Genomic DNA, 12,616 nt, shown 5'->3' on the forward strand with positions numbered 1-12,616 from the left:
AATTTTGGGCTTCCAATGAACTTTCGTATTTTAAATGATTGCATTTTTTTACACTCATGAGGCTCAAATTAACGGAAAATAATACCGGTGGGGAATTACTCCTTTTCAAAGAGGAAGCGGGTTTCGACAGATTGGTTTTCTCAAAGGACCGATTCAATAAGTATTTTACCATCGCCTGGAATCCAGGTGACAGCCAGATCGTTACTATTGATGGTAGTGAGCACACCTTTCCTGCCAATTCTCTCTTGACACTTTTATTCAACCAGTCTTTCCACTTCGAAAATGCTGAAAGCATCGTTGCCTGGCAATTCAACCGGGAATTTTATTGCATTATTGATCATGACAGTGAGGTAAGCTGTGTGGGATTCCTCTTCAGCAGTACGGATCATATGTTCGTACACCTGGATGAAACTGCCCAACAGAAATTACAATTGCTGGCAGCCGTATTTGTAGAGGAATTCAGAACTTCCGATCATATCCAAAACGAAATGCTATTGGTATTGCTCAAACGGCTGATCATTTATGTTACCTGTCTTGCAAAAGTGGGATATGTACCCATGAAGAAGCTTCAGGATGAAAGGTTTCATGTCATTCGGAAATTCAATCTACTGGTAGAAGCGAATTTTAAATCCGAACATTCCGTTAGTTTTTATGCGGAACAATTGCATAAATCCCCCAAGACTTTATCCAATATGTTCGCTATCTATAACCAGAAGAGCCCTTCCCAGGTGATCCAGGAGCGTATAACGGTGGAGGCTAAACGACTTTTATGTTACACAGATAAATCCATTAAGCAGATTACCTATGAGCTTGGATTTGAAGATGTAGCTTACTTCTCAAACTTCTTTAAAAAGAATACTGGCACTTCTCCTTCGGATTTTAGAGTAGTTGGGGTAGGAGCGAAGGTTGGAAAATGATAGACATAAAAAAATCGGGATACCACATCCCGATTCTTTTATACGATAGAAAAGTTAATCTCTACGACCTCGTCCACCGCCATGTCCGCCCATGCCCATAGAGCGACCTCTCTGGTCGAAACGTTCTCCGCCTGGCATGTTCATACTATGTACTGCGGGCGCGCGATTAGGCGCATGAAACTGACCTCTTTCATTCATGAAATTTTGTTCATGCTGCATTTGTAACTGATGGGGTGGTGTCCGGTCTTGGTGTATCACTTGCCGTTCTCCATCTGTTGGGCGATAGTTTACACCGCCGCGACCGTTATAGCTAACGTGATTGGTGTTAGTGATGTTAACACGGTTGACATAAGTATTATGAATTCCTCCGCCTACACGCCATACAGCGGTGTTGTAATGGAAGTGTCGTCCTTCCCATCTACCGCCATAAAAGCCGGTACCGAAGTAACCAAACCCATAGTTAATGCCGCCATAATAGCCAACAGTTGTTCCCCAATACCCTGGATGCCAACCATAGTAACCACCATAGAAAGCCCAGTAACCAGGAGTCCATAACAAACCAGGAGAGGGTGGCAATACCCATACGCCAGGTACCCAGTAATAACCGTTAGAGGACCAGGCCCAATATCCTGGAATCCAGTAATAGCCGTCGCCTGGACAAGGAGGTTGCACATAGTCCGGAATAGGTGGAGGCGCTGTCTGCGTCTGGATAGTAACGACAGCCTGATCACCTGTATAATACGTATCATCTTGTCCCCTTGTGGTGGTGCAAGAAAGAGCAAATAAGGAAAAGAGTAGCAGTAAAGTTCTTCCTGAAAATAGGTGGTAGCTTACCGACCTGAGGGATTGGGTCTTCCTAAAAAGAAATGATTGTTTATTCATCTGAATTAAGTTTAGTTGTTCGTTGGAATGTATGTGAGCGTTGGCTGGTAGGAGTTACATCTATCTTTTTACAAAACAAATAAAGCGTTGAAAGGGTTTTGAGGTTAATGGGAACTATGATTGTGTTTGCTATGATAATAAGAAAATGTTTTTGTCGGAATGATTAAAATGGATTAATTTAAATCCTCCGTCCGTTTTAAGTAAGGAATGCAAACTATATATTTTTAGATACGCATTTATTTACCTCAAAAACAAAAACTACACATGAAAACCGAATCAGCTACCCTCGAGGCGGTAGAAGTCGTAACGCTCCATTCCATCCATGCGTTACACAATCTGCCGGTATCCCACAAAAACAAAATTGTAAATCCGCATCACCTGTTATGGACAAACAGGAAGTCTGCGCATGGGAAGGCTACTCCAGTTGTTTTTGACATCAACAAAAAGGAGGAAAATGCACTGGAAGTGAAGATCTCCTTCAGTAAAGCAACGTCTGGCAATTACACACTGGAAGCGCTGTCAGACACGCACGAAGTATTATTCTCTGGTAAGGTAACCAGCGAAACTGTTATTTGCAAAGCCACGCAAACACCAGAAGAATTCGCCACCTTACGTAATCACATCCTGCATTGGCAACTGGTAGAAGCTAAGAAGGAAATTATTCCAGTGGGTACTACCTGGATTCCTATTTACTGGACCAACACAAAGGAAATGGCGCCTTCCCTTTATCGTAAAGGGATAAACCTGGAAGCATTGGAAGCGATTGCCACTGCCACTAAAGCAATCAACGTATTTCCATATGATGAAAATACGAAGCTGTTAAGAGCAAACGCACAACCCGTTTCCTACTATGTGGATACCGTGTTTAATTACATTCCACCAAGATATGATGTATGGCATGGAGCTACTTTTTTCACCAATCTGGGATCAGGTGGTAATCCGAATAATATTACACTGTACTACAATTCTTACGTTGCTGCACATAATAACCAGAATTCAATCCTGAATTGTTATGATACTGCCTCTGTTTTGCAATACTATCTGAACAATGCTGGCTATTCTACCCAATGGTTATATATGAACCCCTTTGGTTATCTGAAACTAACCCCACTAATTGGTCGTGGAATGTGTAATAATCCATTCTATGCCTCTTACACTGGCGGTCAGCCTCAGGTGAATGTTTTCGATAAAAACCGTACTGCTTTTGGTAATCACGCATTTGTAAAAGTAGTGAGCTCTAATACAGTAGCAGACGCCTGCGCCGGACCACACAGAGGGAATGAAACTGCTGCACAATATGTTGCTGCTGCAGTAGACACACAATATCCTAACCCTCCACGTGTACCACAGGGCACTGTAAACAACATCACCCCTTACATTGGTGTTACACATGTAAATACCATCAATGCCGTGAAAGATACTACCAGCTTACCTCATTTAGAGGCCATCAAAAAAATCCTGAAGTATAAAGAAGTGAAAACACTGAAGGAAGATAAAAGCGGTATCGCATTCAAATGGCCTGAACCAGCCGATTGCCCTGTACTCCATGGCAAATGGAAAACAGACTATGAAGAAATCGTACCTGGTGCGGAAGAAGTAGTGAAAATATTCATGCTGAACAATGGTGAGCATACCATGAATATCAAACTGCATGTAGTTTCTGCTACTAAGGATCTGGCGCATAACCGATTCCTGACCATTACTTCATTCACTGAACGTGCAGAACCTTCATTTGAAGCAGGTCCGGAAGATCTGGGTGAATATTGTGCAGTGAGCACTAGTAAACATTATCCTATAGTTGTTTTCATCCTGGATAATGTGGTAATGCAATTCTCCTGCAGTGATCCAACCACTGATCTTATCGGTCTGGCTAAATGGTTCCACCAGGCAGCGCAAAAGCATGAAGTAAAAGATCTTCATACGCATTTGCCAGCCGCACATGTACACCATTCTAGCCTGCAACCTAAATTAGGAGATCGCTTCTACCTGTCGCTCTCTACTGGTGAAAATGCCATGCTGGAATTTGATGAGGAAGGTCAACATGGTCTGCAACTCATCTCTGAAGAAGACAGCGTATTGGTATTTGATACTGTCAAAGCCGGTAAACTGCCGCTGAAAGTGCTGGTAGTGGATAAAGACACCCTGCTGGTAAATACACACACTATCCATCTGGATATTCAGAAATAAGTCTTCTCACGTTTAACTACTACTCCTGCAAAGCAATTGCCTTGCAGGAGTTTTTATTGGTATTTTAGAGAGACACGCGCGCTCCAGCCTACTGCTGTAAATACATACCAGGTCTGAATATTTCCATAATACTCCCCGGCACAGCAGGTTCCGTAAACTGAAATTGACGATACAACTCATGCGCATCACGCGTAGTCAGCATCTTTCTTCTCAATCCTTTTGACCATGGCTGTTCCAGTATATGCGACAATATTTTCTTTGCCACCCCATTTCCCTGAAACGCCGGTAATACCAAGAAATCTGCAAGCCATCCAAAAGTGCTATAATCCGTAATAACACGCCCAAACCCAACTTGCTGACCATTTACAAATGCTCCTACACAATAGGAATGGGTCAACGATTGATCTACTAATGCATAGGATATTCCCTTGGCCCAATAAGACTCCCCGCTTAAATATTGATGGACCATTGCAATGTCCATATTTTCTTTGCCCGTTTTAATAATTACGTCCAACATGTTACTAATATTATCCTACAAAACTACCTTTGTAGCATAAATGGATACAGTCTCAGTTTTGTGTATTTTTATGGACACAGTTATTTTATAACATGAAACGCGAATTCCGCTATTTGGAGATATCTGGCAAAATAGCCGCCCTGATTAGAAAAGGGACCCTTAAGGCGGGAGACAAACTCCCTTCTGTAAGAATGCTTTGCCAGGAATACGGCATCGGTATGAATACGGCCAAACGGGTATTCCTGGAACTGGAAGCCCAATCGCTCATCCTATCGAAGCCGCAATCCGGTTACTTTGTAAACCAGTTGTCGTATCAAAGGTTGGCGCTTCCCGAAGTGAGTAAACCTGCTGCTAGCACGCATAATAAAGAACCAGAAGGATTGATTCGAAAAGTCTTCAGCACCATGGGGCGCACGGACCTTACGCTGTTGTCCATGGGTGTCCCTTCCGGAGAAATGCTCCCATTGGCGAAACTCAACAAAGAAATCGTCAACGCTACCCGTCACCTGAAATCAGCCGGTACGGCCTATGAACCATTCCAGGGCAATGAAAACCTACGTCGCATGATTGCAGCCCGCGCATTGACCTGGGGCGGACAGCTCCACGCAGATGACCTAGTGACCACTGCTGGCGGAATGAATGCCTTATCCTTTTGCATGATGGCCATCAGTAAGCCCGGCGATACCATTGCAATGGAAAGCCCATGTTATCCGGGTAGCCTGCAACTGGCCAGGAGCCTAGGTTTAAAAGTCTTGGAATTGCCCACGCATCCAGTAACGGGCGTTGAAATCGATGCATTGAAGAAGGTGATACATAAAATTGACTTATGTCTCCTGGTACCCAATTTCAATACACCATTGGGCAGTTGTATGCCCACTGAAAACAAGAAGGCTATCGTGAAGCTATTGGCCAAGCACAATATCCCACTTATTGAAGATGATATCTACGGCGATTTGTATTTCCAAGGTCAACGACCTGCCTGTTGCAAATCTTTTGATACAACAGGTAATGTACTGTGGTGCAGCGCGGTGTCTAAAACCCTGGCCCCTGGCTATAGAGTAGGGTGGGTGGCCCCAGGGAAATACAAAGATGATATCCTGAAATTGAAATTAGTACACGCTATCTCTGCTACTACTATCACTCAGGAAGCGGTCGCTAATTTCCTGCGAAGTGGTAAATATGAAAGCCATCTTCGGAAACTACGTAGCACCTTGCAGGCTAACTGTGAGCACTATACGTCGGCGGTGGCGGAATATTTCCCGGAAGATACCAGGGTAAGCAGGCCACAAGGAGGACTAGCCCTTTGGGTGCAATTGAATGAAGCCATGAATACCACCGAACTATTTGACATCGCGATGAAACATAAAATCAGTATTGCACCCGGTAGAATGTTTACGCTCCAGCATCAGTTTGAAAATTGTATGCGCATTTCCATTGGATTGTTTTGGTCGGAAGAGGTACGCCAACAGATGAAACGCCTCGGTAGATTGGTACATATGTTAAGTTGAAGAATAGGGTAGGATTGTAGGTCGGAAGACACGTGTCTCCCGATAACTAAAATATACGCTGATATGCGATCTACGTATTACACACTACCGCTGCGTCCGTCCCAAAAAATTAACGTACTTTCGGCCAAATGTTTCGGGTGATGAAAGTGCTGCACACTGCCGACTGGCATATCGGTCAGTTATTCCACGAATACGATCGTACTTATGAGCATCAGCAGTTCCTAGACTGGCTGTTGCAAACACTTATAAACGAAAAAATTGATGTATTGCTGATCAGTGGCGATGTATTCGATGTGTCGAATCCTGCTGCTAGTGCGGTCAGAATGCTATATACCTTCCTGGCCAATGCTGCCAGGAATAATCCTGCGCTGCAAATCATCATGACGGCCGGCAACCACGACTCTGCTGCGCGACTCGAATCGCCAAAACCATTACTGGAATCTTCCAATATCCATATCATCGGGGTGGTAGAAAGAGATGCTTTCGGCAATATCGATTATGATAAACTGACGATCCCCATCAAGGATACAACTGGAAACCCAGTAGCCTGGTGTTTGGCGGTACCTTTCCTGCGCATGGGTGATTATCCGGAAGTAGCCAGCAGCGATAATCCTTATACAGCGGGTGTTGCCGCGATGTATGAGCAGGTATATCAACATGTGCTGCAATACAGAAAAGCAGGTCAACCTATTATCGCTATGGGCCATATGCATACACAACAGGCCGAAATTACAGAACTAGATAAAACAGAAAGACTCATCATGGGTGGCGTGGAATGCGTTTCCACAGATGCATTTCATGAAGATATCAAATATGTAGCCCTTGGGCATATTCATAAATCACAGCGCATTGGCGGCAAGGAACATATCCGTTATAGCGGAAGTCCACTACCGATGTCGTTTTCGGAGTTTAACTATCGTCACCAGGTAATTCTATTTAACCTGGAAGGAGAGGGCATTTCGGCGCCCACTACCTTGGAAGTGCCGGTGTCTGTTGGGTTACAGCGTATCCCAAGTGTGCATAGTAATTTGTCTGAAGTCCTAATGGCATTGGAGAAATTACCCGCAAATGGAGCGGAAACGGACATTCCCGCTCCCTACCTGGAAGTTCGGGTATTATTGGAAGGGCCTGAACCTGCACTGCGACATAAAATCGAATCTACCCTTCAAGGTAAACATATCCGGCTGGCAAAAATTGATGTGAAATATACAAATGGCCATTCCTCAGTGGATGCACCGGAAACCATTGCTGGTAGCAACTTACAAGAGTTGCAACCACAGGATATTTTCGCAAAAGCTTACCAGGTGAAATACAATAACCCCGTTCCTGCGGAACTGTTGCAACTGTTCCATGAAGTAGCACAGGAAGTTAACCATACTGACAACTAGCATGAAGATTCGCGCCATACGCATAAAAAACCTGGCTTCGCTGGAAGGTACTGTGGAAATAGATTTTACGCAGGGGCCTTTGCAGAATGCCGGTATTTTCGCTATTACCGGGCCTACAGGCGCCGGCAAATCCACCATCCTGGATGCGCTTTGCCTCGCATTGTACGCCAAAACGCCCCGCTATAAACAAGCGGAGAGTGGGGTAGAAGTACAAGATGTACAAGGAGCCACCATCAGTCAAAGTGATATCCGTGGCATTCTCCGCGACGGTACTGCCGATGGCTACGCAGAAGTGGATTTCGTAGGCGTGGATACCCAACCTTATCGCGCTACTTGGAGTGTTAGGAGAGCGCGCAATAAGGCAGATGGAGCATTGCAAGCGTATGATGTCTCCCTAAAAAATATCAATACGAATACAACCGTTCCTGGTAAAAAGACAGAGCTGCAAGAGGAAATAGCCCGATTGGTAGGTCTGAACTTTGAACAGTTTACCCGCTCCGTACTCTTGGCGCAGGGCGATTTTACAGCATTTCTCAAAGCAGGAAAAGACGAAAAAGCTTCCCTGCTGGAGAAACTGACAGGAACGACTATTTACTCGGAAATATCTCAACGGATATATCGGAAGTCGGCCGACCAACAACAGGTGGTAAAAGAGCTGAATGCTAAGAAGGAAGGCATTCATACCTTGACCACTGAGGAATTGGCGGCACTGCAGCAAGAGAAGGAAACGCTCGATGCTGCCATCAAAGCCACTGGAAAGCGTATAGACTCACTGGATAAGGAAATTACTTGGCATGAACGCTTAGCTGAATTAATAGAAAGCCAAGAAGCAGCGCAGCAGGCCTACGATGCTACTACGGTTGCTGTAGAACGCGCAGTACCAAGGGAACAGCAACTGGAGCAGGTGGCAAAAGTACAACCACTCCGCTCTACGGTGGATGCCTTGCAAACCATACAATCACAATTAAAAGATAAAACCCTCGAGGCAAAAACGCTGATTACGCAGTTGGATACGCTGTTGCAGCAGAAAGTCAAGCAGCAAACCAATTTGCTGCAACTCCAAGAGAAATTAGGAAAAGTAGAACAGGAGCAGGAAAACGCGCAGCCAATGCTGAATCGCGCCAGAGCCCTGGATGTGCAACTGAATGAAAGACAAGAGCAGATTAGGCAAGCAACGGAACAATTAACGGAAGCTCAAAACCGTCTCCAGGAGCAAGAAAAAGAACTATTACAAAAAAACACGGAAGCGGAAACGCTGGCGGATGCTATAGCAGAGCTGACCAAATGGAAAACCGATAATGCCGCTCGCCAACCCATTGCGGAACAGCAAGAACTGATTATCTCTGTGCTCCATAACGCAGGCATTAAACTCGCAGCGCTGGAGAATTATGCCGTAGAAATAGCCACCATAAAGGATCTAGTCGAGACTAGCAAAACGAAATTGGCAGATCTGAAAATTCAGCAAGCCACTATACAGGCTGCATGGCAACAGGATCAGCAGGCATATCAGCAGGATTTAAAACAACTGCAAACGAGTACTATAGCGAGTTTGGAGGAGGAAAAAAATCAGGCCGACCTGCTGGTAGAAGATATGTTGGCTGCGGAAGTGCATTGGAAATTGTTGTACAATTTCATGGAGGAAGCAACTACCCTGCGCGCTCAATTATTCGCTCATCGATTGGAGCTGAGCAATAAGCAGGAGCAATTGGCTACAACTGCCACGGAGCTGGCGGTTGCAAAAGCCAAACGGGATATGGCTCTTACTGCGATGGAGAAAGCTAGCCTGGCCGCCGCCGCCGACGTGGAAAAGCTACGGCAGCAACTGACGCCTGATGAGCCTTGCCCTGTATGTGGAAGTACCAGTCACCCTTATGCCACCCATGATCCACGTTTGGATAACTTGCTATCAGCGTTGCAGTCCGATTATAATAGCGCGGAAGCAGCGTATACTGCTAGTCTTACTAAGCATAGCAATCTCCAAAAAACAACAGATTTCCTGGGGGCCACTATTACGGACAAGGAAAAAGATTTACAGGGTAAAGAAGCCGCTATAGGCGGACATCTCCCGGCATGGGAAGCGTTTAAGATACAACCCGCCTGCATGCAGGAACCCGCGTCGGAAAGAGCTGCTTGGCTGCGTGCACGCCTGGAAGAAGCGAAAGCAAAACAAGGCGCGTTAAAGGATAAAATACAGGCATATCAAACCAGTAAAGCAAACCTGGATAAAAGGAAAGAGCAATTGGACCGCCAGGAAAAAGAACTCTCAGATAAAACCAATGCTATCAAGGATGAGGAGCGGCAACTGAGTTCCCAGGAAGAAAAGTTGACCCGCCTACAGCAGGATAAATCCGCCGCAGAAGCGGAGTTGGACCAGGTGCAGCAACAGTTGTCTGTCCATTTTGCATCTCCGCAATGGTTCCAGGGATGGAAGAAAAACCCGGCATCTTTTGTTAAACAGATACAGGATTTCGCAGACCGTTGGAAAAGCCAGGTAAAACAGTTGGATGAAAATATCCGTAAGCAGGATATATTACTGGAAACTATTACAGGTATTAAAAAGCAAACGGCTTATTATACGGGAGACACGAGCCAAAAGCAACAGCAGCTTACCAATCTGCAAGCCGAAGCAGCAACGTTGCAATCGCAGCGTAAAGGGATTTTCGAAGGTAAGCCTGTAACCGCTATAGAGGCGGATTTGAAGTCGGCCGTAGAGCGTGCACGTAAAACACAGGAGGAGCAAAAAGCAGCCTTGGATGTAATACTAGACGCGGAAACCCGTGCCACCACAAAGAAAGAGCAATTAGAGAAAGATCAAGAAAACCTACAAAAACAGGAACTTGATCTCCAACATAAAATCACGGGCTGGCTGGAGCAATATCATCAGCAACAACAGGTAAGCCTCTCTGAGCCTGAACTCCACCGATTACTATCTTTCCCGCCAGAGTGGATGGAAGCCGAACGGCTGGAACTGCGTAAAATCGCAGATGCCCAAACACAAGCCAAATCAGTACTGGAGGAAAGAACAACGGCATGGAGTAATCACCGCCAGCAAAATTTCTCGGAGAACGGGCTGGAAGACCTGAAAGAGCGCAGACAGGCAGAAACAGATATACTACGTCATACCGGTAAGGAGTTTAATAACATCGAATTCAAACTGAAACAAGACGAAGAAAATAAAGGGCGCATAGGTTCCTTGCAGGAAGAAATAACTGCCCAGACGCAAGTCTTGGAGAACTGGCAGAAACTGAATGAAATCATTGGCTCCGCCGATGGTAAGAAATTCCGGCAAATAGCCCAGGAATACACGCTGGACGCTTTACTCAGTCATGCAAACGTACACCTGGAGTTTTTGAATCAGCGTTATGTATTGGAACGTATCCCGAATTCCCTAGGATTACAAGTATTGGATAAAGACATGGGTAATGAAATCAGAACGGTCTACTCGCTTTCTGGTGGGGAATCCTTCTTGGTATCATTGGCCTTGGCATTAGGTCTAGCCTCTTTATCCTCCAGCAGGATGAAAGTGGAATCCCTTTTCATCGATGAAGGCTTCGGTTCCCTCGATCCAACTACCTTAAATATCGCTATGGATGCGTTGGAACGCCTCCATAATCAGGGCCGGAAGGTGGGTGTGATTTCGCATGTGCAGGAGATGACAGAACGTATTCCTGTACAGATTAAAGTAAGCAAGATGCAGAGTGGTAGAAGTAAAGTAGCTATCATCGGCGTATAAATTCTTTATGCTACATCATCCATGAAAAATATTGATTATAAAGAGCTGGAAACCCCTATCGGTACTATGTTTGCCTGTGCGGTTCCGGAGGGTATATGTCTGCTTGAATTTGCAGAACGCGAAATTTTGCAACAACAATATGCCTATCTAACTAAGACTCCAATCGCATCGCCATTATCATTCCTTGTCATCGCCTGGTGGCATCGGATGGCGCTTTAACGGGCTATGGTGCGGTATTTGGAGGAAGCAATGGTTGCTGGACTTTGAAGAAAAACATAAATAAGATTACAAAGAAATTAAAATTTGCACCTGCAAGCGAACTGGCATTAATTTGGTTGTAAGTATTTTACAAACCATATTTTTATGAAAAAGCTTGCCATCTTGGCCTGCCTCTTAGCCGGAGGTTTTTTCTGTGCGCCGGCATCTTACGCTCAGGTACGTTTCAATGTAAATGTAAACATCGGCAATCAACCTACCTGGGGCCCTGTAGGATATGACTATGCCGAATATTATTACCTCCCAGACATCGGCGCCTATTACTATATCCCGGATCGCCAGTTTATTTACTTTGATGAGGACGCAGATGATTGGGTATTCTCCCGCAACCTACCTAGATATTACCACTACGATTTATACCGTGGTTACAAAGTAGTCATCAATGAACCCCGGCCTTATCTCAACGATGATTATTACCGCTCACAATACAGACGCTACAAAGGATGTTATGGTAAACAAGTCATCATCCGGGATTGCAAGGATGATCGCTACCGCCGCCATCACGACGACGATGATGATGATGACCACGGCCATGGACGCGGCCACGGTCACTGGAAGCATCATGGCGATGATGATTGATCATACGCGCTTATTTTTCTAAACCTACATTTATATATGCCGCCCGGCAACGGGCGGTTTTTTATTTTATACCTGGAATAATTGTAATTTGTTGGTTGAATTTTTTCGCGAGATCATAATGACACAAGATAAAACTCCCCTTATAGATAAACAGGTACTCCTGGAAAAGATGCAGATGAAAGGCGGCTGGACGTTCATTCGTCTACCGGAGATTCCTAAGAATACGAGGGCCTACTTCGGTTTACGTAAAGTGCACGGTTCGATTGATAACTACACATTGGATACTTTCTCTCTAATGCCCAGTAAAGCCGGCCTCATGATGATGGCAGTGAATGCCACGATCAGGAAGGCTATCAAAAAGGAAGCGGGGGATAAGGTGCACTTGGTGTTGTATGATAGCGAGCCCGCAGCAGCGGACGTAATTCCGGAAGACTTCCTAGATTGTCTGAAGGATGAACCAGAGGCATGGAAAGCTTTTCAAGCCATGCCAAAAGAAGAGCAGCAGCAGTGTGTAGCCTGGGTTTTGGAAACCAGTGTCACAGAGGCACGCATACAACGCATGGCAGATGCCATTAATCACCTGGCCGCTGGCCGAACTTATCTTGGAACTAAAAAATAATACACGCATA

General features: G+C 45.1%; 11 protein-coding genes. 9 read left to right on the forward strand and 2 right to left on the reverse strand.

Annotated elements, in window-relative coordinates; translation table 11 throughout:
- Positions 1 to 56: 56 nt before the first annotated feature.
- Positions 57 to 917 (forward strand): helix-turn-helix domain-containing protein, encoded by an 861-nt coding sequence (locus JO154_RS13755; protein ID WP_291946402.1) that lies wholly within the window; start codon positions 57 to 59, stop codon positions 915 to 917.
- Between the two features lie 54 nt (positions 918 to 971).
- Here the strand turns inward: JO154_RS13755 and JO154_RS13760 are convergent, their stop codons facing one another.
- Positions 972 to 1,799, reverse strand: coding sequence for a YXWGXW repeat-containing protein (locus tag JO154_RS13760; protein WP_291946404.1), 828 nt, complete (start codon positions 1,797 to 1,799; stop codon positions 972 to 974).
- Between the two features lie 264 nt (positions 1,800 to 2,063).
- On the opposite strand from JO154_RS13760, the gene JO154_RS13765 reads away from it, so the two are divergent.
- On the forward strand, positions 2,064 to 3,986 hold the full coding sequence (locus JO154_RS13765; RefSeq protein ID WP_291946406.1) for a hypothetical protein: 1,923 nt from the start codon (positions 2,064 to 2,066) through the stop codon (positions 3,984 to 3,986).
- 88 nt (positions 3,987 to 4,074) lie between these two features.
- Here the strand turns inward: JO154_RS13765 and JO154_RS13770 are convergent, their stop codons facing one another.
- Positions 4,075 to 4,503, reverse strand: a complete 429-nt coding sequence (locus JO154_RS13770; protein ID WP_291946408.1) for a GNAT family N-acetyltransferase — start codon at positions 4,501 to 4,503, stop codon at positions 4,075 to 4,077.
- 92 nt (positions 4,504 to 4,595) lie between these two features.
- On the opposite strand from JO154_RS13770, the gene JO154_RS13775 reads away from it, so the two are divergent.
- The 7 genes from JO154_RS13775 (at position 4,596) to JO154_RS13800 (ending at position 12,606) form a co-directional block, all read left to right on the forward strand.
- Entirely contained in the window at positions 4,596 to 6,011 is a 1,416-nt protein-coding gene (locus JO154_RS13775) for a PLP-dependent aminotransferase family protein (RefSeq protein ID WP_291946410.1), read from the forward strand.
- A 140-nt stretch (positions 6,012 to 6,151) separates the two neighbouring features.
- Positions 6,152 to 7,399 (forward strand): exonuclease SbcCD subunit D C-terminal domain-containing protein, encoded by a 1,248-nt coding sequence (locus JO154_RS13780; protein WP_291946412.1) that lies wholly within the window; start codon positions 6,152 to 6,154, stop codon positions 7,397 to 7,399.
- Between the two features lies 1 nt (position 7,400).
- Positions 7,401 to 11,132, forward strand: a complete 3,732-nt coding sequence (locus JO154_RS13785) for an AAA family ATPase (RefSeq protein ID WP_291946414.1) — start codon at positions 7,401 to 7,403, stop codon at positions 11,130 to 11,132.
- Positions 11,133 to 11,153: 21 nt separating this feature from the next.
- Positions 11,154 to 11,351: a hypothetical protein gene (locus JO154_RS13790; RefSeq protein WP_291946417.1), complete on the forward strand. Its 198-nt coding sequence runs from the start codon at positions 11,154 to 11,156 to the stop codon at positions 11,349 to 11,351.
- Positions 11,312 to 11,473 (forward strand): MGMT family protein, encoded by a 162-nt coding sequence (locus tag JO154_RS26520; RefSeq protein WP_366935587.1) that lies wholly within the window; start codon positions 11,312 to 11,314, stop codon positions 11,471 to 11,473. The genes JO154_RS13790 and JO154_RS26520 overlap by 40 nt, the downstream gene beginning before the upstream one ends.
- A gap of 22 nt (positions 11,474 to 11,495) precedes the next feature.
- Positions 11,496 to 11,987, forward strand: a complete 492-nt coding sequence (locus tag JO154_RS13795; RefSeq protein ID WP_291946419.1) for a hypothetical protein — start codon at positions 11,496 to 11,498, stop codon at positions 11,985 to 11,987.
- A gap of 118 nt (positions 11,988 to 12,105) precedes the next feature.
- Positions 12,106 to 12,606, forward strand: a complete 501-nt coding sequence (locus tag JO154_RS13800; RefSeq protein WP_291946421.1) for a YdeI/OmpD-associated family protein — start codon at positions 12,106 to 12,108, stop codon at positions 12,604 to 12,606.
- The last annotated feature ends 10 nt before the right edge of the window (positions 12,607 to 12,616 follow it).

This window comes from Chitinophaga sp., assembly GCF_019236475.1.
Classification (GTDB): domain Bacteria; phylum Bacteroidota; class Bacteroidia; order Chitinophagales; family Chitinophagaceae; genus Chitinophaga.